The following is a 26,124-nucleotide window of genomic DNA, read 5'->3' as shown; positions in this document are numbered from 1 at the left end:
CTTGTGCATGCACCCTCACAGACGGGAACGTCCGGGCGCATGGCGTCCGGAGATTCGCAGTACTCGGGTGTGGAAGTACTCGGTCGAGCCTAGCGTCTACGGCGACGAATCTCGCGTCAGTTGGACGGGTCGGGCAGAACGCGTAGGTGTCCACGACGCCCTGTACGGGCAGTACTCGGAGCTGCGGGACGTATGTCCTCATCTGCATCGACGTTGGACTTGCTGCGATCTCCGAGACCGGCCTCACGTACAGCTTCGGCCAAAGCGGTCAGATCGTCTTCGTCGGGAGTACTCGACGCGAATCCGCCTTCGTGGCGGACGAGTTCCCACCCCTTGGGGGCGGTGATTCGAGAGCCGTGAGTGTCACACAAATCCCATGAATGGGGCTCGGCGACGGTTGCCAGCGGCCCGACAACCGCAGTGGAGTCCGAGTAGACATACGTAAGCGTCGCGACGGCGGGGTTCTTGCACCCGGGGCGGCAGCAGCGACGCAGAGATCTCACAGGTACGGAGCCTAGCCCTCCCCACGTCCGGAACCTACTCGGACACACCGAGCAGTTTCTCCTGTCGTAATCTGGCGCCATGCCACAAGCCCGCCGCCGACGCTCGGTCACTACTCGTTCCATCGAGCGACACGGCCGTGGCCTGCGCGGACCGCTACTTCCCCCGGAGGTGCCCGCCAGGCGTACCCGCGCGGAGAAGTTCGATCTCCTGGTGCTCGACGCCTTCTCTCCCGTCGACCTCGCATGGCACGACCGGCTGACGAAACTCGACATCGCAGTGGACGAAGTTCCGAAGATTCACGCGCACGATCCGGAGTCCGTCACATGGCCGCCGGAGGTCATCGCAGACGGCCCGGTTCCACTGTCACGACTGATTCCGGCCGGAATCGACCGTCACGGAAATACGACTCGCGCAAGAATTGTGCTGTTTCGCCGCCCATTGGAGCAGCGAGCGAAGGATCCGGAAGAACTCACGGATCTGGTGCACGACGTGTTGGTCCATCAAGTCGGGACGTATCTGGGCGTCGACCCACAGGTCATCGACCCCACGCTGCCCGACGAGGACTGATACTGCCCGACGAGGACTGACGCACTGTCAGACGAAAAAACTGATGTCACACGAAGAAGTAAATCCACACGAAGAACAAAACAGTCGTTGCTTGACCTGCAATTCCCCGTTGCAGGTCAGACTTTCGAAGACCGCCCGTCAGCCCCGACGCTGACAGAACCGATTCAGCAGCAGATCAGATGATCCCCCGCTTGAGTCGCCGACGCTCGCGCTCGGACAACCCTCCCCAGATTCCGAACCGTTCGTCGTTCGCGAGCGCGTACTCGAGGCACTCGTCACGAACTTCACAACCGAGGCAGATCCGTTTTGCTTCCCTCGTCGATCCTCCCTTTTCAGGAAAGAACGCTTCGGGATCGGTCTGCGCGCAGAGAGCACGCTCCTGCCACTGATCCTCGATGGTGTCGAACAATTCTTCGAAGCCGGTGACGAGACTCAGCACTGGCCGAGTACTCATACCGTCGAACTCACTGCTGCAGGCACCTTCTGCTGCGCCTGCTCGGGAATCGGTCTGCGGTTCGTCGCTTACTGTCATTGCGAGAGAACTGATCTCGACATTTTCATTGGGCATCGTTCCGCCTCCTCACCTGTAATAGCGCAGAATTTTCACTCCATCTTCAACCCCACCCCGTCGACCGTTCGAAACTGTGTTCGAAACCGGCCCCGCTGCAAGTGAACTCACAAGTAGCGGTTGGAATGACACATTTGAGATTACACACGTCCAGCGTGTCGCGGTCAAGCTAAACGAGATGAATCCATTAGTATTCCGGCCCTCAATTGACGGGACCTTCTGCCCGCCAGACACGACGACGCGCCGACCGCCTAGGCTCTGTTGTCGTGAACGTGACTGTATTGGTTGGCGGCGTCGGCGGGGCCCGTTTCCTTCAAGGTGTTCAAAACGCGCTCGGAATCGCCGGTGGTGAATCCCTCGAGAAATACGAAGGCCCACATCGCATCACGGCCGTCGTCAACGTCGGGGACGACGTGTGGATGCACGGTCTGCGCATCTGCCCCGATCTGGACACTTGTATGTACACACTCGGCGGCGGCATCGACACCGAACGCGGGTGGGGGCACGCCGGCGAAACCTGGAATGCGAAAGAAGAACTCGCCGCGTACGGCGCGAAGCCGGACTGGTTCGGCCTCGGAGATCGCGATATCGCAACGCATTTGATTCGCAGCCAGATGCTCCGCACGGGATATCCGTTGTCCGCGATCACCGAAGCGTTGTGCAATCGCTGGAATCCCGGTGTCGCACTGCTTCCCGTGAGCGACGACCGCAGCGAAACACACGTCGTGATCACCGATCCGGAAGACGGTGAGCAGAAGGCGATTCATTTCCAGGAGTGGTGGGTACGCCATCGGGCACAGGTGGAAACGCACAGCTTCGCTCACGTCGGCGCCGAGCAGGCCAAGCCTGCGCCAGGGGTAGTCGAGGCGATCGACGGTGCCGACATCGTGCTGATCGCACCGTCCAATCCCGTCGTGAGCGTCGGCGCGATCCTCGCGGTGCCCGGCATTCGCGGTGCCCTGCGAACAACCGCGGCCAAGGTTGTCGGCCTCTCCCCCGTCATCGGCGGAAAACCGTTGCGCGGCATGGCTGACGAGTGCCTCGAGGTGATCGGGGTCGAGACGACTTCGGAGGCGATCGGTCGCCACTACGGAGCTCGTTCGATCAACGGTATTCTCGACGGCTGGCTCGTCGACGAAGGTGACACGGCCGACATCGACGGGGTGGACGTGCGAAGCATCCCACTTTTGATGACGTCCCCCGAAGAGACCGCGAAAATGGTTCGCACGGCTTTCGAGATCGCCGGAGTCGAACTGTGACCGAGCCCGGAACCGAAGCAAGCCGCGACAGAAATCACTCTCCCGGTGATCACTCCCCCGGCGCCGCAATCGAAGTCATTCCCGTGCTCGGGCTTCCCGAGTTCCGGCCCGGAGACGACTTGGCCACCGCTGTCGTCGACGCGACGCCGTGGCTCGAGAGCGGCGACGTCGTTGTCGTCACGAGCAAGGTGTTCTCCAAAGTCGAGGGTCGCATCGTTTCCTCACCGACCGATCCGGAAGAGCGCGACGCGGCACGACGCCTCCTGGTGGATCAGGAAGCCGTCCGCGTCGTGGCACGCAAGGGCCGCACTCTGATCACCGAGAACAAACTCGGAATCGTGCAGGCCGCATCGGGCATCGACGGCTCCAACGTCGACGGTGCCGAATTGGCGCTGCTCCCCGTGGATCCGGATGCGAGCGCTGCGCGTCTGCGCGCCCGAATTCTCGAGAGCACGGGCAAGTCCGTCGCCGTCGTCGTCACCGACACGATGGGTCGTGCGTGGCGCAACGGGCAGACCGACGCCGCAATCGGTTCCTCCGGCATTCCGGTCCTGCACGGCTACCTCGGAGCACAGGACAGTCAGGGCAACGATCTGATCGTCACCGAGATCGCGATCGCGGACGAAATCGCCGCTGCGGGCGACTTGGTCAAGGGCAAGCTGGGCGGCGTTCCCGTCGCCGTCGTTCGTGGGCTTCGGTTCGAGGACGACGGTTCGAGTGGCCAGGATCTGATTCGCCGCGGCCCGGACGATCTGTTCTGGCTGGGCACCGAGGAAGCTACGGCGATGGGCCGTGGCCAGGCGCTGCTGTTGCGTCGATCGGTTCGACAGTTCGCAAGTGATCCCGTCGACGCGGAGATCATTCGCAGCTCGATCGCCGAGGCACTCACCGCTCCCGCACCGCACCACACGAGACCGGTTCGATTCGTGTGGCTACGCACGGAGTCGGTCCGCACGGCTCTTCTCGAGCAGATGCGCGAGAAGTGGGTCGCCGATCTTCGCGCCGACGGTCGCAGTGACGAATCCGTCGAGGCCCGGGTTGCCCGCGGAAACATCCTGTTCGAGGCCCCCGAGGTCGTCATTCCCTTCTGTGTGCCCGATGGCGCACACAGTTATCCGGATGCCGGACGAACCGCGGCGGAGTCGACGATGTTCACGGTCGCCGCCGGCGCGGCAGTGCAGGGACTGCTGGTCTCGTTGGCTACGCGCGGCGTGGGAAGCTGCTGGATCGGATCGACGATCTTCGCCGCCGATCTCGTACGCGAACAACTCGATCTCCCGGCGGATTGGCAGCCACTCGGTGCCATCGCAATCGGGCACCCCCTCGAACCACTGACTCCGCGCTCTGTCTCCGCCCCCGGGGACGCGTTGGTGGAGCTGTAGGTCCATGTCAGCCGAATCGCTGCACGCCTCCGCCAAGGGCGTCCTGGAGGGCTGGGAGACGTCCTCCGAAGCGGACGAATCATTGCGGCACACGATGCTCGCGTTCCTCGATTCGGCTCCGGACGGCTGCCTTCGTCGCCACGCACCGGGACACATCACCGCGTCGTCTCTCGTTCTCGACGAGAGTGGCTGCCACGTCTTGCTGACCCTGCATCCCAAGGTGGGCAGGTGGATTCAGCTCGGCGGCCACTGCGAGCCCGACGACGAGACGGTGGTAGATGCGGCATTGCGGGAAGCTCGCGAGGAGTCCGGAATTCACGACGTTCGGATAGACGCGGACCTACTCTCCGCCCACACGCATCCGATCACGTGCTCACTCGGAGTACCGACTCGCCATCTCGATCTACGGTTTCTTGTTGTGGCGCCGGACAATTCACATATCGTCCGCAGCGCAGAGTCCACCGACCTCAGATGGTGGCCGGTGGACGCGCTCCCACCTACAGCGGAACGCGAGACCATCGACCACCTGGTCGCGCTCGCCCGTCAGCGCAAGAATCAGGACTGAATCGGAGAAAGCTGGGGCTGCTTGGCGCTCACGCCGTCGCCCGAAGATGTTCCCTTCACGCGCCGAGCTACCCACGGCACCAAGAACTCTCGCGCCCATTGACGATCCTCGCGACGAGTTTCGGCTTTCGTGAGAACCGGCGCAGGCCCGAGATCGGGCGGGGTCAATCCGTGTTCGACGCCGAGCACGTCGAGCACACGCGTCGCCATGTTCTCGTGCCCGGAGGGCGACATGTGGAGGCGATCCCAGTCCCACATCCGAAGGTCCTGATATTCGGAGAATCGCCAGAAGTCGACGAGGGTCGCGTCGTGGCGGTCGGCCACCTCGCGAACAAGCTCGTTGTAGATCGCCAGACGTCCGCGGAGCTTGCCGAAGAAGGCGGACCATCCGGTGTCGTACGCGGTGAACATCAGAACCCGAGCGCCGGATGCAGTGAGCTGACCGATTGCCGAATCGTAGCGGGCGACCATCGCATCGATGTCGAGCTTCGGACGCATCATGTCGTTTCCGCCGGCGTAGATGGTCACCAGATCGGGCTTCAACGCCAGAGCGGGTTCCAACTGCTCGTCGATGATCGGTCCGAGTAGGCGACCACGAATCGCCAGGTTGGCGTAGCGGAAGTCGGGATTGTTCACCGCCAGCTGCTCGGCCACTCGGTCTGCCCACCCGCGCAGACCGTTGGGGAATCGTTCGTCGGCGTCGCCGACGCCCTCGGTGAACGAGTCACCGAGGGCAACGTAACGGCTCGGAAGAGAAGTCATACCCGCCAGTATTCCAGTAGGTCAGCTAACGATCACACATCTGTGCTGAAGCGCACGCCACCGTCCGGCAGCGTCACCCCCGGCCACACGCGTGCGCCGCGCAACAATTCGCACCGCGCACCGATGTCCGCGCCGTCGCCGATGACAGCGTCGCGGACCAGCGCTCGGGGTCCGATACGGACGCCGAATCCGAGGATCGATCGTTCGACCACCGCGCCGGCTTCCACAACGGCGCCGTCGAAGAGAATTGCACCGTCGAGGCGAGCGCCTGCGCCGACTTCTGCGCCCCGACCGACAACCGTGCCGCCGATCAGGACAGCGCCCGGCGCGATTCCGGCTCCGGGGTGAACCAGCGACTCGCCGCGCGGACCTTCGAGAGCCGGCGAAGGTGCGATACCTCGCACCAGGTCGGCGGAACCGCGAACGAAGTCCTCGGGGGTTCCCATGTCACGCCAGTACGACGAGTCGACGTGGCCGAACACCCGCTTGCCCTCGGCCAGCAGATTCGGGAACACCTCGCGCTCGACCGACACCGGTCGTCCTTCGGGGATCTGTTCGATGATTTCGCGCTTGAAGACGTAGCAGCCGGCGTTGATCTGATCCGTCGGCGGATCCTGGGTCTTCTCCAGGAATGCCGAGACTCGTCCGTCCTCGTCGGTCGGAACACAACCGAATGCTCGCGGGTCTCCCACACGAACCAGATGCAGGGTCACGTCGGCGTCCGTCTTCTCGTGGGTCTCGAGAATGCCGTTCAGATCGGTGCCACCGAGCACGTCGCCGTTGAACACCATGACGTTGTCACCGCGCAACTTCGGGAGAACGTTGCGGATTCCGCCACCGGTGCCCAGCGGTTCGGTCTCGAAGACGTAGTCGATCTCGAGGCCCATCTTGGAGCCGTCGCCGAAGTAGTCCTCGAATACCTCTGCCTTGAAGGACGTTCCGAGCACGACGTGCTTGATTCCGGCTGCCTCGATGCGGGCGAGCAGGTGCGTCAGGAACGGCAGGCCGGCGGTCGGAAGCATCGGCTTGGGTGCCGACAGCGTCAGCGGACGCAGCCGAGTGCCTTTGCCGCCTACCAGGATTACGGCGTCGGTCGGATTCGGATCGGACATCATTTTCCCCCGTGGTTCGAAACTGATGGGTTGTCGGTCGAGTTGTCGGTGCGAGCGCGCTCGCGAACTGCAGAAGCTACGGCGATCTTGGATCGCACCGCGAGGCCACCGCGCAAGGCAAGTCGTAGCGGAGCCTGCCACCAGTGCGGATGGCGATCAGCCTGGAACTGGTACGCACTGCGATGATGGGCAGGCAACATCAGTTCCGGATGACGTCCTGCCGCATGGCCTTTGGCATGGGTGACGACGGCCGAGGGGACGAATACGTTGAGCCACCCGGCTTTTCCGAGGCGGTCACCGAAGTCCACGTCCTCCATGTACATGAAGTAACGAGAGTCGAAACCTGAGATGGTGTCGAAGGCGTCGCGTCGCACCAGCAGGCACGACCCGGAAAGCCACCCCACTGCACGCTCGGTGACGGCCTCGTTCTCCTGACGGTAACGAGCAGTCCACGGGTTCTTCGGCCATACGGTACCGAGCAACGCGTGCCCGACGCCCGAGGTGATGTCGGGCACCGTTCGCGCCGACGGATAGACACTGCCGTCCGGTTCGAGGACCTTCGGCCCCAGTGCACCGGCCCTTGGCCACCGATTTGCCGCAGCCACCAATTCGTCGAGTGAACCGGGTGCCCATTGGACGTCCGGGTTGGAAATCACGACGAATTCGATCGACGAATCGATCTCCGCTACAGCCCGATTTATCGCTCCCCCGTACCCGATGTTTCCGCCGGTTCGAAGCAGACGGACATGCTCGTACTTGGCATCGGCGGCCTCGGGGGCACCATCGGTCGACCCATTGTCGGCCATGATGACCTGGGGTTTTTCTGTCGTCGCCACAGCGAGCGTGCTCAAGAAATTCTCGAGATGCTCGCCTGGCGAGTAGGTCACCGTTACCACGGCCAGCTTGGGACTCACGCCGGTCAGCCTAGCCGTCCGCGGCCACTGTCCCGAACAATGCTCACGCCAGAGCGGCGTGCAGAGCCTCTCGCCACGGACGCAGCGGCGTCATTCCCGCGGTAACCCACGCGCGCTCGGACAAGACCGAATATGCCGGGCGCGGGGCAGGGCGTACGAACTCCGCACTACTGCACGGGCGCACCCGAGCAGGGTCTGCTCCGATCTCCTCGAAAACAGCTCGCGCCAACTCGTACCAACTTGCTTGCCCGCCGTTCGTCACGTGGAATGTCGACGCACCCGTGAAGTCCAGCAGCGCGAGTTCGACGATGCCGCCGGCCAGATCGACGCTGTACGTGGGTGACCCGATCTGGTCGTCCACGACGTTCACGAATTCGCGTTCGGCTTCGAGCCTTCTCATCGTGGCGACAAAATCCGTGCCGACACCGGAATACACCCACGCGGTGCGGACAACGGCCGCGTCAGCCCCCGACTCTCGAACAGCGATCTCGCCGTCCAGTTTGGTTCGGCCGTAGACCGTCGCGGGACCGGTCGGTGCATCGACGTCGTATGGCGAGCTTGCATCGCCTGGAAAGACGTAGTCCGTCGAAACGTGGATCAACCGCGAACCCGCCCGCGCACAGGCTTGCGCGAGATTCCGCGGTCCGATCTCGTTGACCGCGCTCGCCGCCTCCTGGTCGGTCTCGGCAGCATCGACGGCCGTGTACGCAGCGCAGTTGATCAGCACCGAATCAGGCGAGACGAAGTCGTCAACCGCGCGGCTGTCGGTGATGTCGAGCTCGCGGGAACCGACGGCCGTCACAGTGTGACCCGCCGACGTTGCGAGAGCATCGATACGTGTTCCGAGCTGCCCTCGGGCGCCGGTGAGCAGGATATTCGTCACACGGTTGAGTCTGGCACGCCGCGTCGAGGTACCCGCGGCCGAGCATCGGACCAGTAACCTGAAGGGGTGTCCCACCAGCAACCGCAGCGCCGCGCGCGTCCACGACCTGCGCCGATTCGGACCAAGACGAGCCCGGCTCGCATAGCGGTCGCGGTGCTGTCCGTGCTCGTACTGCTGGTCACCGGGTTCGCATGGCGGGGTGTGGACTCGTTGAGAAACAGCCTTGCCACTGCCAGCGGACTCGGCCTCGGTGGCGGCAAGGACGGAGCAATCGACATTCTGATGGTGGGAACGGACAGTCGAACCGACGCGCACGGCAACCCGCTCTCACAAAGCGAGCTCGACTCGTTGCGCGCAGGTGAGGAAGTTGCATCCAATACCGACACCATCATCTTGATCCGCGTCCCCAACGACGGGAGTTCCGCGACCGCGATCTCGATTCCCCGCGACGCGTACGTCAACGTCCCGGGTATCGGTATGTCGAAGATCAACGCCGCGTTCGGTGCCACCAAGGAAACCGAGCGGCTGAAGTTGGTCAACAACGGGTCGTCCGACGGCGACGCAGACAAGAAGTCGACGGAAGCCGGCCGGACCGCGCTCATCGGAGCGGTGGCGAATCTGACCGGCATCACCGTCGATCACTACGCCGAAGTCGGACTACTCGGATTCGTCCTGCTGACCAACGCAGTGGGCGGAGTCGACGTGTGCCTCAACGCGCCGGTAGACGAACCGATGTCCGGAGCCAATTTCGCGGCCGGGAAACAGACACTCGACGGCGCCGACGCGCTGAGCTTCGTGCGACAACGACACGACCTTCCTCGCGGCGACCTGGACCGGATCGTTCGCCAGCAGGTGTTCATGGCTTCTCTCGTCAGCAAGGTACTCAGCGCAAAAACCCTCAGTGACCCCGGCAAGCTCAGCCAGCTGACCTCGGCTGTCCAGCGTTCCGTCGTGATCGACGACGATTGGGACATCATCGAGTTCGCCAAGCAGTTGCAGAATCTGGCCGGCGGCAAGGTGCAATTCGAGACCATTCCCGTTCTCGACATCAACGGCATGACCGATTACGGCGAATCCATCGTCAAGGTCGATCCCAAGGCCGTCAAGAAGTACATCGCCGGATTGGTCGGCGCCGACAGCGAGGACTCGGAGGAGACCTCCGAAGCACCGACCACGGTGAATGCGTCCTCGATCACGGTCGACGTCGCAAACGCCAGTGACATCGCAGGGTTGGCCAGCGGGGTTTCCGAAGCGTTGAGTGCCCTCGGGTACAAGCAGGGTCAGGTCGGCAACAACACCGGCTCCGACGTCACCGAATCGACGGTGTTCGCAAAGTCCGCGGACGACGACGCAGCACTCGCGGTGGCCGAGGCACTCGGCGGTCTGACGGTCAAGGCGGATTCGTCATTGTCCTCGGGCAAAATTCGGGTTGTCATTGCCGAGGACTACAGCGGCCCGCAGTCCGCGGATGCGGTATCCCCGTCCGAAGGAGCGACAAGCACGACTGAATCGTCGAGCACCACCGAGACCAGCCCCACTCCCGCCCCTCCCGGCCCGCCGATCGACGCGGCCTCCAACGGCCCGCGCTGTGTCAACTGAAAAATTGTGTGAACTGAACGGCTGCGTAAGCTGACGACGTGCCTTCGCCTGTAGACAACCTGACCGACGCCCTCCTCGGACCGATCCTGGCTGCCGACCCGGCCGGCCCTCGCGTGACCTACTACGACGACGCCACCGGCGAGCGCATCGAATTGTCTGCGAGCACTCTGGCCAACTGGGCGGCAAAGACAGCGAATATGGTCCGCGACGAGTTCGCTCTCGAGCCCGGCGGCAAAGTTGCCGTGCTGCTTCCCGCGCACTGGCAGAGCGTCGCCGTCTTGCTGGGTGTGTGGTGGGCAGGCGGTGAGGTGGTCCTCTCCCCCGACGCCGACGCCGAACTGGCTTTTGTCACTGCCGACCGACTGGACGATGTTGCGGAGGTACCGGAGGTAGCCGCACTCTCCCTCGACGCGTTCGGCAAAGGTTTGAGCGATCTTCCGCTCGGCGTCGCCGACTACGCAACCTCCATCCGTGTGCACGGCGACCAGTTCCGTAGCGCCGGGGCCGGTTCGGCGCTGGAAGGCCGGTCCGTAGCGGACACGATCGACGCGGCACGGGCATCGGCGAAGAACGTCGAATTGGTGTCGACGGATCGTGTCCTCTCCAGTCGCACGTGGGACACGGCAGACGAATTGATCGACGGGCTTCTGGCAGTTCTCGCCGCGGGCGCCTCACTCGTGCAGGTGGCCCACCCGGACGCGGAAGCTACCGCGCGCCGAGTGGGCACCGAGAAGGTCACGAAACAGTTCTGAACGCTAGCTCGCGAGAGCTGTTACCGGTGACACCAGCCCCGCCCGCCTAGCGGGGAGCAGTGACGCGATCACACCGCAGATTCCGCCGATCAACACGATGGCTACCAACTGCACCCACGGCACTGCGCTGAGGGCGACGTCCTCGATCCCGAATACCGATGCGGTACCGGCTACACCGAACACCATCCCGAACAGCACTCCGATCACCGATGCGACTCCTGCCACGAGCAGCGCTTCCCAGATCAACATGGCTCGAATTCCCTTCTTGGTCAGTCCGAGTGCGCGAAGCAGTCCGGATTCGCGGCGCCGTTCGAGAACGGACAGTGCCATGGTGTTTCCGACGCCGATCAAAGCGATCAACACCGCTACCGACAGCAATCCGGCAACCACCATGAGCATGGTGTCGAGGATCGAATCGAGAGCTGAACGCATCTCGGTCATGCCCTGAACATCGCTGCCCGGCGCTTCCTGGCGTGCCAGTTCCGTGATGCGGTCGGTGGCGGCCAAAGCCTGTTCGTCAGTATCCGTCCCCAGCCTTACCCAGTACGAATCGGTGGTCGGCGCGGTGGCCGCTGCACCGAGATCGCCTCGATCCAGTAGTGCTGGTTGACCTTTCACGCCCTCGACCACGCTGACGTTCACGACGCCGCGATCCCCACGCACCGTCGCCGTATCGCCCGCCGAGAGCTTGTATTCGGTCAGGTCAGCGGGCGAGAGCACCAACTGACCGGCCGCGGGTACCGAGATCTCGGTACGCAGAACATCTTTCACCCGCGCAGCGTCGACGCCGAATCCGGCCAACGAACCGCGCCCGTCGATCGTCAGTTCGGCCTTGTCCAGACCGCTCACCGCGCCGACACCGTTGACCGCGGCGATGTCTGTGCCCAACCCTGCGGGAAGCGGTGCCGAACCTGAACTGCTCACCATGACGTCGACGGGGAATTGACTGTCCATCGCCGCGGGTGCGGCTTCCTTGACCGTCGCGATTCCCACGACGAGCGTGCTCGTCAAGGCAACACCGATCAACAATGCGGTGGCCGTCGCCGAGGTGCGGCGTGGGTTCCGACCGGCGTTGCCTGCTGCCAGGCTTCCCACCGGACCGATCAGTCTCGCCAACACTCCGCCGGCCGCATTGATCAGTGCAGGCACGATTCGACCGGACAGTGCCGCGATCCCCAGGAACGAGAACAGTCCACCGGCGGTTGCGGCCGGCACCTGCTGATTCGTCACTCCCAGGACGGTCATCGCGATGCCCGCGAGCAGGATCACGACGCCGAGAACCCGGCGCACCACCGATACCTGAACGCTCTCGGGCTTGGACTCCATCGGCTGCAGTGCTGCCAGCGGGGAGAGCCTCGTTGCCGCCCTCCCGGGCGCAGATGCAGCGAGCATCGTCATCACGATGCCGACGGCAAGACCGACGAGCACGGTCACCGGGGTGACGCTCAGTGACGAAAGAGGAACCGGCACATCTGCGGCCGTTGCTACGCGACCGATTGCCCAGGCAAGTCCGACACCGAGTCCGACGCCGATCACCGAGGCGATCACGCCGACCGCCGCGGCTTCACTGCGAATGCTCCGGCGAACCTGTTTGGCCGTGGCGCCGACGCATCGCAGCAACGCAAGTTCCTGAGTGCGCGCCGCGAGCAGCACGGCAAATGTATTGGCGATCACCAGCGCGGCAACAACAACGGCGATGGCGCCGAAGGCGAGCAACACCGTGCTGAGGATCTTGGTGCCGCCCATGTATTCGGCTGCGGCATTGTCTGTGGCTTCTTCGCCGGTCAGCACGGTGGAGTCCGCGGGCAACGCGCTCGAGATCGAATCCACGAGTTCTTGCTGAGAGCGTGAACCGTCACCGGCGACACGGAACTCACGTTCGGCACTGTCACCGGCCCACGCGCTCACCTGCTCGGCGGTGGTGAATATCTTGATCCCGCCCAGTCGTTGCGCCGAACCGGAGAGGTCGACCAGTCCGACTACCTCCGCGGTGGGTGCGGCGGCACCGACCGTCGAATCACGTGCCGTGACTGTGATTCGGGCACCGATCGGTATCCCGGAGTCCGCGCTCACCAACACCTGCCCCAGACCGGCCGGAATCGATCCCTCCGACACCTTCTCCCAACGCAATTCGGGATTGTCGGCAATCGAGAGCGCATCCCCGTAGGACGCGCCCTTTGCCTCGGAGTCGACACGAACATAGGTCGACACGTCGTCGGCCACCGCCGAGACGCCCGGCACCGCGCTCAGCAGTGCTTCCGTCACGCCTGGACCGGACGCGACGACATCTGTGGTTTCGTATTGCGTCGCAAGTGATTTGCTCACACTCGCGTCGACCGTCGAGCTCAAAGTCAACGTCGCGACGATGTATCCGACGGCGATCACCACCGCGAGTATCGACGCCACATAGCGCCCGGCGTGTGCCCGCGCCTGCGCAAAAGCCAGACCTCTCATCGCAATGCACCCGAAACTGCAGGAACATCGGCCAGGTCGTCGGCACCGAGAGCTCGCATGGCACCGATCACCGAGTCGACGGTGGGATGGTCGATCTCTCCGGCTATACGCCCGTCCGCGATCAACACGACTCGATCCGCGTACGACGCCGCCACCGGATCGTGTGTCACCATCACGACCGTCTGACCGGTCTCCCGGACACTGGTGCGCAAGAGTCCCAGAACCTCTGTCCCGGAACGGGAATCCAGGTTGCCGGTAGGCTCGTCGGCAAAGATCACGTCGGGCTGGGGCAGTAATGCACGGGCGACAGCTACACGTTGCTGCTGACCGCCGGACAACTCGTGCGGCAGGTGGTCGAGGCGCTGCGACAGGCCCAGCTTTCCGATCACCTCGTCCATCCACTCGGACGAGGGTTCACTACCTGCCAGCTTCATCGGCAGCAGCATGTTCTCCCGAGCAGTGAGCACCGGTAGCAGGTTGAACGCTTGGAAGACGAATCCGATCCGCTCGCGTCGCAGTTCGGTGAGCTCCGTGTCGCCGAGTTTCGTGACTTCGGTGTCGCCCAGGAAAACCTGCCCACCCGAGACCGTGTCGAGTCCGGCCAGGCAGTGCATGAGCGTCGACTTTCCGGAGCCGGACGGGCCCATGATCGCGGTGAACCGCTCGCGACCGAAGTCCACGTCGACTCCGCCGAGCGCGTGAACCGTGGTCTCACCGGTGCCGTACACCTTGGTGACACCGCGGGCAGTGATCGCCGGCACTGCGGCTGGTTCCGTCGTGGTGTGCGCATGCATTTTTTGCCCTCCGTAAAGCTTCTCGCTATGACGGAATCGACGTTATTGCAGCGCAAGTGGTCTCCGCGTCGGAGTGCGGGGCGATCTTGGAGAGCCCGGTGTCATCCCGGGGTAGGACTGGACAGGGCGGCGTGTCAGCCCTCGGTGCCGAGGAGATCTGCGCGCCGGACGAGTCCGATCTGGAAGGCGAAGACGACTGCCTGTACACGATCACGAGAATGAGTCTTTGAAAGAACCCGTCCGACATGGGTTTTCACTGTCGTCTCGGAGACGTGGAATTTCGCAGCGATCTCCGAATTCGACAGCCCGTACGCCATGGCTTCGAGCACCTCGACCTCGCGCGGCGTCAACTCTTCGGGCAACTGCGCTTCGGGCGCCGAGCCTTCCAGGAGTGGCCCGACGTGCTGAAGCAGTCGCCGAGTGGCCCGGGCTTCGATCACCGCGTCCCCGCGGTGCACGGTGCGGATGGCGTCGAGCAACTGCTCCGGTGGCACGTCCTTGAGCAGGAAACCACTGGCGCCCGCCCGGATAGCCGACATCACGTACTCGTCGTTGTCGAAGGTGGTGAGCACCACGACCTTCGGCGCATCGAGGTCGGCCAGGAGCCGACGAGTCGCCTCGATGCCGTCCATCTTCGGCATCTGGACATCCATCAGAACGACGTCGACATGACGGGCGGCCAACTCGGTCAACGCCTGCTGACCGTCCGAAGCCTCGACAACCACCGACAGATCCGGCTGTGAGTCGATGACCATTCGAAAACCTGCGCGGACCAGCTGCTGATCGTCGATCAGTGCCACTGCGATCGGAGCCACGTGTTCGTCCATGCCACTCACCTTAAGACCTTCGGACGTTTCAAGACCTACCCAGACGTTCGTTCGTACGGCAAGACGGCCCGGACGCTGTATCCGCCGCCTGATTTCGGTCCGGCGGTCACTTTGCCTCCGTGCAGCTTGGCTCGCTCGGCCATTCCGATCAGTCCCTGTCCGCCTGGTGACGATTCGACCAGCGCGGCGCTGCCGCCTCGTCCGTCGTCGGTGATACCGAGAACGAGTTCGGTTTCAGCCCAAGTCATCTCGACGCTAGCCTGTGCTCCAGGCCCCGCATGTTTGAGAACGTTCGTCAGCGATTCCTGCACGATGCGATACGCCGTCAACCCCGCACCCGCAGAGAGTTCGCGTGGTTCCCCGGTCACACTGACGGCGATGTCGAGGCCGCTGCTGCGTAACTCGTGGAAGAGACTGTCGATGTCGCCGGCGCCCGGGATCACCGAGAAATCCCGGGGCGTGTCCTCACGCAGGACGGACAGCAGCGATCGCATGTCGGTCAACGCTTGGCGGCCGGTGGAGGCAATTGTTTCGAGTGCCTGAATTGCAGCCTGAGGATCCTTGGCCGCGCTGTAGCGTCCACCGTCGGCCTGAGCGATGACAACGGTCAACGAATGCGCGACGATGTCGTGCATCTCGCGCGCAATCCTCGAGCGTTCGCTGATCGTCGCGATTTCCGCTTCCTGCGCACGCTCGAGTTCGAGCAACCGTGCGCGCTCGGTCAGACCTTCCAATTGTTTGGTGCGAACTCGACGCAAATCACCGAACGCCCAGACCGCGAGCATGAAGATCATGACGGCCACGGACTGCATGACCTGCGAGGACACCGGGATTCCGTCGTAGCCGAAGTATCGAACAGTTCCGGCAATCGAGCCGAGCAACGCAAGCACCAGCCCGGTGAGTGAACTCCACCGAGCGCCATAGGCCGCCAGCGCGTACAGGGAGATGGGGACGACAACGGCCGATGCGAGCAGTGTGTTGCCGATGAAGATCACGTGTAGAACTGCGAATCCTGCGATCACCATGCCGGAGAGTTCGGGGCGCGAGCGTCGCCACGCCAACGGAACGGTCATACCCAGCGAGATGAACACCGCCAGCGGACTCGCCTCGACCGCAACGACAACGCTGAACAGTGCGGCAACCGTCGCAATGCAGATGTCCACACCGCGAGCATGATCCGCGCTCCAGCGGACGAAGCGTTCACTAGTCGGAAAACGAGCCATGCCGCCAAGAGTAGCTTTTACTGACGAGCTTTCACTCAGGTGCGGTAACCGCCGTCTTCGAGACCGGCCTCGATTTCGAAGCGGTTGCGCGGCCCGCGATGACGCAGTTCCTCACGCAGGTACAACAACCCGAATATGATTCCGTACCTGGCCCATTGGTCCGCATGAACGGCCTCGTGACGAAGGACGGATCGAGTCGTGTTCCGCCGGGTGAGATATACACCACCGAGAGTTGTTCCGCCTCTGGCGAACCCGCAGCGCAGTCCGGAGGCGACAAAGATTCCGGACTCGTCGTCGAAGCGGATGTCCGCGCCGAGAATCCTGGCGTACAGCAGGGCGACACGGGTGACGAACGCGGACTGCGCGCTGCCCCGACTCGCTCGGATCAGCGGCAGCCCGCGTCGTGCACACACGAGAAGATCAGCCCAGCAGTTTTTCGCGGAGCGCCTTGTCCTTGTCGAGCACCATCGACTCGAGGCTCTCCTGGAACGCCACCATCCGCTGCTGCAGTGCGAGATCCGAAGCACCGAGAATCCGAGCAGCCAGCAGACCGGCGTTGCGAGCGCCACCGATCGACACTGTCGCCACCGGGACGCCGGCCGGCATCTGGACGATCGAAAGCAGCGAATCCATACCGTCGAGGTACTTGAGCGGCACCGGAACACCGATGACCGGCAACGGCGTAGCCGAGGCAACCATGCCCGGAAGGTGCGCGGCGCCACCGGCACCGGCGATGACGACCTTGATTCCGCGGCCCGCGGCTTCCCTGGCGTAGTCGAGCATCCGCTGAGGCGTGCGGTGCGCCGAGACGACACCGACCTCGAAGCGGATACCGAACTCGGCCAAAGCTTCGGCGGCAGCTTCCATGGTCGGCCAATCCGAATCGCTGCCCATGATCAGGCCGACCTGCGCGCTCTCACTCACCGTGTACATCCCATCCGTCGGTCCAAACTGCATACGAAAGCCAATGTGCTGCGCGCTCGGCGCGTTCCCGAACTGCGGCAACGTAATTCGGATCGTCGATGGATCCGGCGCCGCCCACGATGTTGACGTGACCGATCTTGCGATCCTTGCGCTCACCCTTGCCGTACAGGTGGATCTTCGCGTCAGGCATCCGCGCGAACAGGTGATGGACGCGCTCGTCCATCGTCATCTCGGGAGCTTCCGGCGCACCGAGAACGTTGGCCATCACCGTGACCGGTGCGATCGGCGAGGTGTCGCCGAGCGGGTAGTCGAGAACCGCGCGCAGATGCTGTTCGAACTGAGAGGTGCGGGCGCCGTCCATCGTCCAGTGACCGGAGTTGTGCGGGCGCATCGCCAACTCGTTGACCACGAGAGTGCCGTCAGTCGTCTCGAAGAGTTCCACGGCCATCGAGCCGACAACACCGAGCTCCGACGCGATGCGCAACGCCAATTGTTCGGCTTCCTCGGCAACGGCACTCGAAAGCTCGGGGGCAGGTGCGATCACGACGGCACACTGGCCGTTGCGCTGAACCGTTTCCACGACCGGCCACGTAGCGCCCTGTCCGAACGGCGACCGCGCCACCATGGCGGACAGCTCCCGACGCATCGAGACCATTTCCTCGACGATCAGCGGAACACCCTTGTTCAGCTGCTCGGTGACGATGGCTTCTGCTTCGTCCTGATCGTCGGTGATCCAGACGCCGCGGCCGTCGTAGCCTCCGCGTGTTGCCTTGATGACAAGCGGCCAACCGTGTTGGGCACCGAAACGCACGACGTCTTCTGCCCACGTCACTTCGGCGTACGCGGGTACGGGCGCGCCCAGTTCGGCAAGTTTGCGACGCATCAGAAGTTTGTCCTGAGCGAAGATCAGAGCCTGCGGCGGCGGCTGAACGTTCACGCCTTCGGCAACAAGAACCTCGAGATGCTCCGTGGGCACGTGCTCGTGGTCGAACGTCAACGCGTTGGAACCGACCGCTGCGCGTCGAAGAGCGTCGAGGTCGGTGTGGCTGCCGAGCACGACGTCGGGGCTGACCTGAGCTGCCGGCTCGTCCGAAGTCCCGGAGAGCACTCGGAGCGTCTGGCCCAGGGCCACCGCCGCCTGGTGAGTCATCCTGGCCAACTGTCCGCCACCGATCATGGTGACGACGGGCATGGATGCTTTTGCCGGTCGAGGGGTGGTCGGGCGGGCGGGGATCTGCGCGGGATCGTTGTTGCCGGTCACGGCTCTCTATGTTGTCATGTGCCGCGTTCGCCCGTTCATTCAGCGTTCCCAATCTGTGATTCTGCTGATGAATCCACGGCAAATTGGTGGTAACGCGGTTTCGTTTCGTAAACTCATCTGTTGTGCCATTTGTCGACGGGGTCATTGCCCGCATACCCCAACCGTTTCGTGACATCGCTCTGCGTCACAGCGAGCTGATCAAATTCGCGATCGTCGGCGGAACGACCTTCCTCATCGACTCGGGCATCTTCTACACACTCAAGCTGTCGATCCTCGAATCCAAGCCGATCACGGCCAAGATCATCGCCGGCGTCGTCGCGGTGATCGCGTCGTACATTCTCAACCGCGAGTGGTCGTTCAAGAACCGTGGTGGCCGTGAACCAGCGCACGAAGCTGCGCTGTTCTTCATCATCAGCGCCATCGGTGTCGTCATCAGCTTCATCCCGCTGTACATCTCCAGTTACGTCTTCAACCTGCGCGTACCCGAAGTCAGCCTGGCGACGGAGAACATCGCCGACTTCATCAGTGCGTATGTCATCGGCAACCTGCTGCAGATGGCGTTCCGATTCTGGGCCTTCCGCAAGTTCGTGTTTCCCGACGAGAATCCGGAACCGCTCGAACTGTCCGACACCACAGGATTGTCCGAAACCACAGCGTTATCCGAAACCACGGCGCCTGAGCCGGTAATTCCTGACGCCGAAGAGGAGCTCGGGCACTCCTGAGTTTTCCGTCTGCGCCGGCCTTTCGGTCAGCGCGGTTCGCGGTGCGGAACGACGTCCGCGGTCGGCGCCGTGTTGGCCACCGGCAGGAAGACCGCGAACAAGGCAGGCTTACGCCTCTGCAGTTCCAGTCGGCCCCCGTCGGCTTCGATCAGTGCGCGTGCGAGCGCCAACCCGACGCCGGTGGACCCCGCCCCCGAAAATCCTCTGTCGAAGATGTGCGGCGCCAGATCGTTCTCCACACCGGAGCCTTCGTCGGTGACCTCGACGCACACCATCGAGTCACGGCGAGACGAACTGCGACCCGTACCGTCGATCAATCGCACTGACACCGTGCACGTGCCTTCACCGTGTTCGAACGAATTGTCGACCAGAACGGAAACAGCTTCACGCAGACGCGAACCTGTGGTCGCAGCCATCACCGTGCGATCGCCGCGTAGTCGCAGCCTGCGTCCCTCTCCGTCGAACTGAGCCTGCCAGTCGCGAGTCACCTGTTCCAGCTCGCCGACTACCGACACCAGACTCGCCGATGACCCACTGGTGCGCGACGAGCGAATCAGGTCGTCGATTCCGTCGGTGAGCCTGTCCACTTGCGCCATGGCTTCCTCGGCCTCGTTCACGACGTCAGGATCTTCGTGAACGGACAACTCGTCCAGGCGCAGCCGCACTGCAGTCAGTCGACTGCGCAGTTGATGCGAGACGTCCGCAACCAGCGCGCGCTCTCGTTGCAGCCGCACCGAAATCTCCACGGTTGCCGCATCGAGGACGTCGGACACGCGGTCGAGTTCGGGGATGTCGTGCCGACGAGGATCCGGCCGGAAGTCGCCTTCGGCGAGGCGCGCCGCCCGGTCGGCCACATCCTGCAGCGGATCGGCCAGCCGACGCGCAGTGACCACAGCAACCACGGTGCCTGCCGTGATGGACAGAAGCACGAGCACGCCGACAGCCATCACCGCCTGCTTCTGCTGGGTGCGCAGGTTCTCCGACGGCACCTCGAGACGCAACGAGCCGGACGTTCCCATCGCGAGCGATTCGACGAGTGCGTTCTTGACCGTCGCCTCACCGACGTCGACGCGTGCGGCGCCGTCGACGACGGTCGGATACACGACGACGAGGCGCCCGTCGTTCGGGGTGAGAACCTTGAGCGAATCGGTGTTCAACGCACCTTCGACGAGTCCGTTCGTCCCCTCTTGCGCGATGACCTCAGCGGCCATCCGGTCGAGGCGCACCCGGAGATCACTTCGCGTCACGTCCTCCACCCAGAGCCACGCCGTGTAGATCAGCGGAACCCCCAGCAGCAACGCCGTCATGATCACGACAGCGAGAATCGACTGCAATATGCGACGCCGCATGCCGGCAGTTCCTGATTCTCGAGAAGTTAGTCGGTGTTGATTCGGAAACCGACACCGCGGACGGTGGCAATCCTGCGTTCCACGGCGGGGCCCTCGTCGCCGATCTTGCGGCGCAGCCACGACATGTGCATGTCGAGCGTCTTCGATCCACGAAGCTCGACGTCGCCCCACACCTCACGAAGGATCGTATCGCGCGAGACCACTTCCCCGGCGTGCTCGAGGAGGACCCGCAGAAGCTCGTATTCCTTGTTGGCCAAGGCGATTTCGGAGCCGTTGACGAGTACGCGTCGTGCCGCGGGCTCGAGCCTGATGCCACCGACCTCGACGATCGTGTCCTCGCGGCCACCGTGGCGACGCAGGAGTGCTCGCACACGTGCCATCAACTCGGCGAGACGAAACGGCTTGCTGACGTAGTCGTCGGCGCCCGCGTCCAACCCGACCACGAAGTCGACTTCGTCGGTCCTGGCGGTCAACATCAGCACGGCGAGCGAGGTGCGATGCGCACGAATCTGTCGGCAGACCTCGAGGCCGTCCATGCCCGGAAGGCCGAGATCGAGAATCAACAGGTCGAAATCACCTTCGAGCGCCTGCTGCAACGCAGCGGGTCCGGTCGGTTCGACCGTCACCGAATACCCTTCACGCCCCAAGGCGCGGGAAAGGGGTGCAGCAATGGCCTCGTCGTCTTCGGCTAGCAATACGGCAGTCACACGAACAGACTACGGACAACACGCCTTTGCACGTTGATTACCAGCCATTTCGATCATTCGGGTCGTCGTTTTCACCTGACGGCCACTGCGGTGCCTGCGATGGTGGCTGCTGCATGGAATCGAAAACCTGGTGATACAGCAGGGCGTGAACGTGCTCGACGTCAGGAATGTCGTCGAACTCGAGCGGATCGTCACTGGCAGATGCGATGACCAGAGTTCCGGTCTTGAGCATTCGATCGATCAGGCCGTGACGGAACTGAACATTGCTGATCCGTCCCATGGGAATGTCGATACCCGTGTGCGTGAGCACTCCGTGGCGGATGAGCACTCGCCGATCGGTGACGATGAAATGCGTGAACTTCCAAACCGTGAAGGGCGCAACCGACCGCCAGGCCACGACACCGAGCCAGATGATTCCGACGGCAATGGACGACACGGTGCGAGCCGTGCCGTCCAATCTCGTCTGTGCGAGGCCCAACAAGAAACCGGCGACGGCCGTCGCAAGTACGAACGTCAGCGCCGGAAGCACCAACATCTTCCAATGAGGATGGCGATGCAGTATCAGTTCCTCGTCCTGAGCGAGGGCGTCTTCGGGATATCCCATGACGGGAAGTCTGCCACCCCGCACCGACTTTCAGGCACACCGACTTTCAGGCACACCCGCCTTCAGGGCAACGCTCAGGGCTGCGCGATCTTTCGCAGCACCAACGGGGTCACGACGATGATGATGCCGTACAGCACCATCCACACGCCGACCACGATGCGGAAGACGTCGAGCGAGAGTTCGGGCTGCAGAAGGACGATTGCACCCGCGACGATGCTGATGACTCCGAGCACGATCGACAGACCGCGATCGACGGTGTGCCCGGACGCCGCGTCGACCAGATCGAGAACGCCACGGAATACCCACCAGGCACCGATCACCAACGCGATCAGAACCACCGTCTGCAAAGGGCTACGGAGAACCAAGAATCCGAGGAGCACTGCCAACGCGCCGGAGATCGCGACGAGCGTGCGAGTTCCACCCGAAGCCGTCACGTCCGCGAACGAACGGATGATCTGAACGATTCCGAATCCGAACAGCTGGATCGCAATGACAACCGCGACCACGAACAGGGTGGCATCCGGCCACGCGAGTACCGCGATACCCAGGCCCAATGTGAGGACACCGAGCAGCACCGTCACGCCGGTGAGTACGCGGCGAGCGCTCTCGGCCGTCTCGGCTTCGGTCGGAACAACGATCGGTGTGGTCATGACGCCCCTAGGCAGCTCGGTAAATCCCGCAGTTGAGTGAAATGAAGGACGGACGGTTGGTTCGAAAACCGGTCCGGGCCAAAAATTAGCACTTTGGTGCCAGAAAATCCGGCAACGTTCACGATTCGGTGACCGGGGCGGCGCGAAGGTGCGTGATATCACCTGCTGCGACCGCAAAGGTCTCCCCATCTGTTCCCTCGATTTCGATGACGACGCGTCCGGAAGTGTCGACGTCGGTCGCGATACCGAACACCTCCTTGTCGCCCGGCAAAACCGCGCGGACTCGTTTGCCCAGCGTCCCGCAGCGCTGCCGGTATTCGGCAGCCAACACAGATGTATCCCATTTCGACGATTCCCAAGCACGGAATTGCGTCGCCAATTCACGGGCGATTGCGCGAACGAGAGTGTCGCGGTCGACAGTCGATGCTTCTTCGATCAGCAGTGACGTAGCGGTCGGGACGGGCAGCTCCTCGACGCCGAGGCTCACGTTCAGCCCGATCCCCACCACCACCACGGGATCGGGCGCCGTCCTCGCCACCTCGGCCAGAATGCCGGCGACCTTCTTGTCACCGATGAGAACGTCGTTCGGCCACTTGAGTTCTGCGGGCACTTCGGCCACGTTGCGCAGCGCGTCGACGACCGCGATTCCCGACAGTAGCGGGAGCCAACCCATGTCCGCGAGATTCATTCCGGGCATCGACAGCAGAACCGACATCGAGATCTGCGCTTGCGGCGGACTCACCCACGTGCGCGAATGACGGCCACGGGCACTCGCCTGATATTCGGCGATCAGAACGTGACGGTCGGCATCCGGATCTGCCGCTCGCGCAAGGAGATCCGCGTTCGTCGAACCGGTCTCCTCGACAACGTCGAGGCGTTTCCAGAAAACGCGCGCGTCGTCGTTGTCACTGCGCACCAGTGCGCGTCGTAGGGCATTGCCGTCGAGGGGCGGTCGGTTCAAGTCGGTCCACATAGCCCCAGCCTATGACGACGGCGAGAATGTACTGGTCAGTAGCTTGAGCCTGCAAGACAGCGACAATCGGACCTGCCTTCGAAGCCCCCCACGCACTCTCGTTAAGCTCACGTCCATGACCACTGTCCAAGAGCCGAACGCGCCGGAGGCGGCGGCCGCACCCGATATCCACACGACCGCGGGAAAGCTCGCGGACCTGCGGAATCGCCAAGCCCAGGCGCAGGCACCGAGCGGCGAAGCCGCCATCGACAAGGTGCACGCCAAAGGCAAGCTGACCGCCCGCGAGCGCATCACCGCCCTCCTCGACGAGGGCTCCTTCGTCGAACTCGACGCACTGGCACGGCACCGAAGTGTGAACTTCGGTCTCGCTGACAACCGCCCGGTCGGCGACGGCGTCGTCACCGGTTACGGCACCATCGACGGCCGCGACGTCTGTGTCTTCTCACAGGACGCCACCGTTTTCGGCGGATCGCTCGGCGAAATCTACGGTGAGAAGATCGTCAAGGTCATGGACCTCGCGATCCGCACCGGACGGCCCCTCGTCGGCATCAACGAAGGTGCAGGCGCGCGCATTCAGGAAGGCGTCGTCTCGCTCGGCCTCTACGGCGAGATCTTCCACCGCAACGTCCAGGCCTCGGGTGTCATCCCCCAGATCTCACTGATCATGGGACCCGCCGCCGGCGGCCACGTCTACTCCCCCGCACTGACCGACTTCGTCGTGATGGTCGACGAGACTTCCCAGATGTTCGTCACCGGCCCCGACGTCATCAAGACAGTCACCGGTGAAGACGTCACGATGGAAGACCTCGGTGGTGCTCGCACCCACATGGTCAAGTCCGGAGTCGCCCACTACGTCGCTTCCGGCGAGCAGGACGCACTCGACTACGTCAAGGACCTGCTCAGCTACCTGCCGTCCAACAACCAGGCAGCAGCTCCCCGCGGCGAGATCACCGACCCCATCGTCGGTTCGATCGAAGACAGCCTGACCGCTGAGGACATCGAACTCGACACCCTCATCCCGGACTCGGCCAACCAGCCGTACGACATGCACGAGGTCATCCGTCGCATCCTCGACGACGACGAGTTCCTCGAGGTCCAGGCCGAGCGCGCGATGAACATCATCGTCGGTTTCGGTCGCGTCGACGGACGCTCGGTCGGCATCGTCGCCAACCAGCCCACCCAGTTCGCGGGCTGCCTCGACATCGACGCCTCGGAGAAGGCCGCTCGCTTCGTGCGTACCTGCGACGCGTTCAACGTCCCGATCATCACCCTCGTCGACGTTCCCGGTTTCCTCCCCGGAACCGAGCAGGAATATAACGGCATCATCCGTCGCGGCGCGAAGCTCCTCTACGCGTACGGCGAGGCAACGGTCGGCAAGATCACGGTCATCACCCGCAAGGCTTACGGCGGAGCGTACGACGTCATGGGCTCCAAGCACATGGGCGCCGATGTGAACCTGGCATGGCCGACCGCTCAGATCGCCGTCATGGGTGCATCCGGAGCAGTCGGATTCGTCTACCGCAAGCAGCTTCTCGAAGCCGCGAAGAACGGCGAAGACGTCGATGCACTGCGCCTCAAGCTGCAGAACGAGTACGAGGACACACTCGTCAACCCGTACGTCGCCGCTGAGCGCGGATACGTCGACGCTGTCATTCCTCCGTCGCACACCCGCGGACAAATCGTTTCCGCATTGCGACTGCTAGAGCGCAAGGCCGTTTCCCTTCCGCCCAAGAAGCATGGGAACATTCCCCTATGACCGCAACCACCGAGGACATTCTCAGCGAAGATGTCGCACTGGCGGAGACCGCACCGACCAACGGTGCGGTCGTCGAGGGAACCGCGACGGATGCTTCGCTCACGGAGCTGACCGAGACGTCGACCTCCGACGCGTCGGTCATCAAGATCGTCAAGGGTTCGCCCACGGACGTCGAGATCGCGGCACTGGTCAGCGTGCTTGCTGCGGCTGCCGGCAGCGGTCAAGCTCCCGAGTCGAACGTTCCCGCGGAGACCTGGGGCGATCCGACTCAGTTCCACCGCACGCGTGCGCCGTTCTCGCCGTACGCGTACCTGAACCCCGCGATCCGTCGCAGCTGACGATCACTCTGCTGACGTGACTCAACTGGTTCTAGCTTCAGCGTCCCCGGCTCGCCTCGCAGTTCTGCGGGCGGCCGGGGTTTCGCCGCTTGTGCGTGTCTCCGGCGTCGACGAGGACAAGATCGCCGACAACCTCGGACCCGACGCCGCCCCCGAAAAAGTCGTGACGGTGCTGGCGGAGGCCAAGGCCGCCGAAATCGTCCCCGGCCTCGCCGCCGACAATCTCACCGACGTAGTCGTTGTCGGGTGCGATTCGATGCTCCTGATCGACGGGCAACTTCAAGGCAAGCCGGGCAGCGTCGAGATCGCCCGAAAGCGATGGGCCGCAATGGCCGGACGCAGCGCCACTCTCTTGACCGGGCACTGTGTCCTACGCGTCGCCGACGGCCGCATCGTCCGCATGGCCTCGGATCACAGCGCAACAGTGGTTCATTTCGCGCAACCGTCCACCGAGGATCTCGAGGCATACCTGGCAACGGGCGAGCCGCTCCAAGTCGCCGGAGCATTCACGCTCGACAGTCTCGGCGGCTGGTTCGTGGAGAGGATCGAGGGTGATCCCTCGAGTGTCATCGGTATCGGATTACCTTTGGTACGAACACTTCTCGAGCGTGTCGGGGTTTCCGTCTCGGATCTCTGGCGCACGCAGAGCATCTTCTGACGCGTTTTCTCCAAGCAC

General features: G+C 63.5%; 28 protein-coding genes. 10 read left to right on the top strand and 18 right to left on the bottom strand.

Going from position 1 to position 26,124, the window contains the following annotated elements; translation table 11 throughout:
* Nucleotides 1-116 precede the first annotated feature (116 nt).
* Nucleotides 117-503: a DUF3499 domain-containing protein gene (locus ACVZUB_RS11080; protein ID WP_007731177.1), complete on the bottom strand. Its 387-nt coding sequence runs from the start codon at nt 501-503 to the stop codon at nt 117-119.
* Between the two features lie 79 nt (nt 504-582).
* On the opposite strand from ACVZUB_RS11080, the gene ACVZUB_RS11075 reads away from it, so the two are divergent.
* Entirely contained in the window at nt 583-1,071 is a 489-nt protein-coding gene (locus ACVZUB_RS11075; protein WP_003940797.1) for a metallopeptidase family protein, read from the top strand.
* Between the two features lie 175 nt (nt 1,072-1,246).
* Here the strand turns inward: ACVZUB_RS11075 and ACVZUB_RS11070 are convergent, their stop codons facing one another.
* On the bottom strand, nt 1,247-1,525 hold the full coding sequence (locus ACVZUB_RS11070; protein WP_020907098.1) for a WhiB family transcriptional regulator: 279 nt from the start codon (nt 1,523-1,525) through the stop codon (nt 1,247-1,249).
* 380 nt (nt 1,526-1,905) lie between these two features.
* On the opposite strand from ACVZUB_RS11070, the gene cofD reads away from it, so the two are divergent.
* From cofD to ACVZUB_RS11055, 3 genes are read left to right on the top strand one after another with little or no spacing between them, the layout of a single operon-like run.
* On the top strand, nt 1,906-2,898 hold the full coding sequence (gene cofD, locus ACVZUB_RS11065; protein ID WP_003940958.1) for a 2-phospho-L-lactate transferase: 993 nt from the start codon (nt 1,906-1,908) through the stop codon (nt 2,896-2,898).
* Nucleotides 2,895-4,280 (top strand): coenzyme F420-0:L-glutamate ligase, encoded by a 1,386-nt coding sequence (locus ACVZUB_RS11060; protein ID WP_482628419.1) that lies wholly within the window; start codon nt 2,895-2,897, stop codon nt 4,278-4,280. The genes cofD and ACVZUB_RS11060 overlap by 4 nt, the downstream gene beginning before the upstream one ends.
* A gap of 4 nt (nt 4,281-4,284) precedes the next feature.
* Nucleotides 4,285-4,845, top strand: coding sequence for an NUDIX hydrolase (locus ACVZUB_RS11055; protein WP_003940680.1), 561 nt, complete (start codon nt 4,285-4,287; stop codon nt 4,843-4,845).
* Here the strand turns inward: ACVZUB_RS11055 and ACVZUB_RS11050 are convergent.
* Genes ACVZUB_RS11050 through rfbD form a run of 4 tightly spaced genes read right to left on the bottom strand, consistent with a single transcriptional unit; the run spans nt 4,836 to nt 8,515 of the window.
* Nucleotides 4,836-5,606, bottom strand: coding sequence for an SGNH/GDSL hydrolase family protein (locus ACVZUB_RS11050; protein WP_003940765.1), 771 nt, complete (start codon nt 5,604-5,606; stop codon nt 4,836-4,838). The genes ACVZUB_RS11055 and ACVZUB_RS11050 overlap by 10 nt on opposite strands.
* Before the next feature lie 32 nt (nt 5,607-5,638).
* Nucleotides 5,639-6,721, bottom strand: coding sequence for a mannose-1-phosphate guanylyltransferase (manB, locus tag ACVZUB_RS11045; RefSeq protein WP_037125580.1), 1,083 nt, complete (start codon nt 6,719-6,721; stop codon nt 5,639-5,641).
* Nucleotides 6,718-7,632, bottom strand: coding sequence for a glycosyltransferase family 2 protein (locus tag ACVZUB_RS11040; protein ID WP_003940999.1), 915 nt, complete (start codon nt 7,630-7,632; stop codon nt 6,718-6,720). Before ACVZUB_RS11040 ends, manB begins: the two co-directional genes overlap by 4 nt.
* A 43-nt stretch (nt 7,633-7,675) precedes the next feature.
* Nucleotides 7,676-8,515, bottom strand: a complete 840-nt coding sequence (rfbD, locus tag ACVZUB_RS11035; protein WP_063316637.1) for a dTDP-4-dehydrorhamnose reductase — start codon at nt 8,513-8,515, stop codon at nt 7,676-7,678.
* Nucleotides 8,516-8,581: 66 nt separating this feature from the next.
* Between rfbD and ACVZUB_RS11030 the strand changes: the two genes are divergently transcribed.
* Nucleotides 8,582-10,114, top strand: coding sequence for an LCP family protein (locus ACVZUB_RS11030; protein WP_482628418.1), 1,533 nt, complete (start codon nt 8,582-8,584; stop codon nt 10,112-10,114).
* A 38-nt stretch (nt 10,115-10,152) separates the two neighbouring features.
* A complete protein-coding gene (locus ACVZUB_RS11025) occupies nt 10,153-10,866 on the top strand; it encodes a TIGR03089 family protein (protein ID WP_482628417.1) in 714 nt (237 codons plus the stop codon).
* Between the two features lie 3 nt (nt 10,867-10,869).
* Here ACVZUB_RS11025 and ACVZUB_RS11020 read toward each other — a convergent pair whose 3' ends face one another.
* The 7 genes from ACVZUB_RS11020 to ACVZUB_RS10990 form a co-directional block, all read right to left on the bottom strand.
* Nucleotides 10,870-13,320 (bottom strand): ABC transporter permease, encoded by a 2,451-nt coding sequence (locus ACVZUB_RS11020; protein WP_039973206.1) that lies wholly within the window; start codon nt 13,318-13,320, stop codon nt 10,870-10,872.
* Nucleotides 13,317-14,114: an ABC transporter ATP-binding protein gene (locus ACVZUB_RS11015; RefSeq protein WP_007731166.1), complete on the bottom strand. Its 798-nt coding sequence runs from the start codon at nt 14,112-14,114 to the stop codon at nt 13,317-13,319. Before ACVZUB_RS11015 ends, ACVZUB_RS11020 begins: the two co-directional genes overlap by 4 nt.
* A gap of 134 nt (nt 14,115-14,248) precedes the next feature.
* Nucleotides 14,249-14,941 carry a response regulator gene (locus tag ACVZUB_RS11010; protein WP_482628416.1) on the bottom strand — a complete coding sequence of 231 codons (693 nt, stop codon included), beginning with the start codon at nt 14,939-14,941 and terminating at the stop codon, nt 14,249-14,251.
* A gap of 35 nt (nt 14,942-14,976) precedes the next feature.
* Nucleotides 14,977-16,164, bottom strand: a complete 1,188-nt coding sequence (locus tag ACVZUB_RS11005; RefSeq protein WP_007731164.1) for a sensor histidine kinase — start codon at nt 16,162-16,164, stop codon at nt 14,977-14,979.
* 35 nt (nt 16,165-16,199) lie between these two features.
* Entirely contained in the window at nt 16,200-16,577 is a 378-nt protein-coding gene (locus ACVZUB_RS11000; RefSeq protein ID WP_054187635.1) for a hypothetical protein, read from the bottom strand.
* A 7-nt stretch (nt 16,578-16,584) separates the two neighbouring features.
* The gene (gene purE / locus ACVZUB_RS10995) at nt 16,585-17,097 is read right to left on the bottom strand and encodes a 5-(carboxyamino)imidazole ribonucleotide mutase (RefSeq protein ID WP_482628415.1); all 513 of its coding nucleotides are present in this window, start codon (nt 17,095-17,097) and stop codon (nt 16,585-16,587) included.
* Nucleotides 17,081-18,280 carry a 5-(carboxyamino)imidazole ribonucleotide synthase gene (locus ACVZUB_RS10990; protein ID WP_202426942.1) on the bottom strand — a complete coding sequence of 400 codons (1,200 nt, stop codon included), beginning with the start codon at nt 18,278-18,280 and terminating at the stop codon, nt 17,081-17,083. The genes purE and ACVZUB_RS10990 overlap by 17 nt, the downstream gene beginning before the upstream one ends.
* A 191-nt stretch (nt 18,281-18,471) precedes the next feature.
* Between ACVZUB_RS10990 and ACVZUB_RS10985 the strand changes: the two genes are divergently transcribed.
* Nucleotides 18,472-19,071, top strand: coding sequence for a GtrA family protein (locus ACVZUB_RS10985; protein ID WP_064688941.1), 600 nt, complete (start codon nt 18,472-18,474; stop codon nt 19,069-19,071).
* Nucleotides 19,072-19,097: 26 nt separating this feature from the next.
* Here ACVZUB_RS10985 and ACVZUB_RS10980 read toward each other — a convergent pair whose 3' ends face one another.
* The 5 genes from ACVZUB_RS10980 to ACVZUB_RS10960 form a co-directional block, all read right to left on the bottom strand.
* Nucleotides 19,098-20,420 carry a sensor histidine kinase gene (locus ACVZUB_RS10980; RefSeq protein WP_007731154.1) on the bottom strand — a complete coding sequence of 441 codons (1,323 nt, stop codon included), beginning with the start codon at nt 20,418-20,420 and terminating at the stop codon, nt 19,098-19,100.
* A 26-nt stretch (nt 20,421-20,446) separates the two neighbouring features.
* On the bottom strand, nt 20,447-21,127 hold the full coding sequence (locus ACVZUB_RS10975) for a response regulator transcription factor (RefSeq protein WP_003940916.1): 681 nt from the start codon (nt 21,125-21,127) through the stop codon (nt 20,447-20,449).
* Between the two features lie 37 nt (nt 21,128-21,164).
* A complete protein-coding gene (locus tag ACVZUB_RS10970; protein WP_003941034.1) occupies nt 21,165-21,731 on the bottom strand; it encodes a PH domain-containing protein in 567 nt (188 codons plus the stop codon).
* A gap of 74 nt (nt 21,732-21,805) precedes the next feature.
* Nucleotides 21,806-22,381, bottom strand: a complete 576-nt coding sequence (locus ACVZUB_RS10965; RefSeq protein ID WP_003941007.1) for an HdeD family acid-resistance protein — start codon at nt 22,379-22,381, stop codon at nt 21,806-21,808.
* Between the two features lie 118 nt (nt 22,382-22,499).
* On the bottom strand, nt 22,500-23,354 hold the full coding sequence (locus tag ACVZUB_RS10960) for a biotin--[acetyl-CoA-carboxylase] ligase (protein WP_482628414.1): 855 nt from the start codon (nt 23,352-23,354) through the stop codon (nt 22,500-22,502).
* Nucleotides 23,355-23,469: 115 nt separating this feature from the next.
* Between ACVZUB_RS10960 and ACVZUB_RS10955 the strand changes: the two genes are divergently transcribed.
* From ACVZUB_RS10955 to ACVZUB_RS10945, 3 genes are read left to right on the top strand one after another with little or no spacing between them, the layout of a single operon-like run.
* The gene (locus tag ACVZUB_RS10955) at nt 23,470-25,110 is read left to right on the top strand and encodes an acyl-CoA carboxylase subunit beta (protein WP_003940853.1); all 1,641 of its coding nucleotides are present in this window, start codon (nt 23,470-23,472) and stop codon (nt 25,108-25,110) included.
* The gene (locus tag ACVZUB_RS10950) at nt 25,107-25,448 is read left to right on the top strand and encodes an acyl-CoA carboxylase subunit epsilon (RefSeq protein WP_007731147.1); all 342 of its coding nucleotides are present in this window, start codon (nt 25,107-25,109) and stop codon (nt 25,446-25,448) included. The genes ACVZUB_RS10955 and ACVZUB_RS10950 overlap by 4 nt, the downstream gene beginning before the upstream one ends.
* 16 nt (nt 25,449-25,464) lie before the next feature.
* Entirely contained in the window at nt 25,465-26,106 is a 642-nt protein-coding gene (locus tag ACVZUB_RS10945) for a Maf family protein (RefSeq protein WP_047271716.1), read from the top strand.
* The last annotated feature ends 18 nt before the right edge of the window (nt 26,107-26,124 follow it).

This window comes from Rhodococcus sp. OS5, assembly GCF_056837585.1.
Note: the sequence above shows the minus strand (reverse complement) of the source record. Positions and strands in the feature narration are given on the sequence as shown.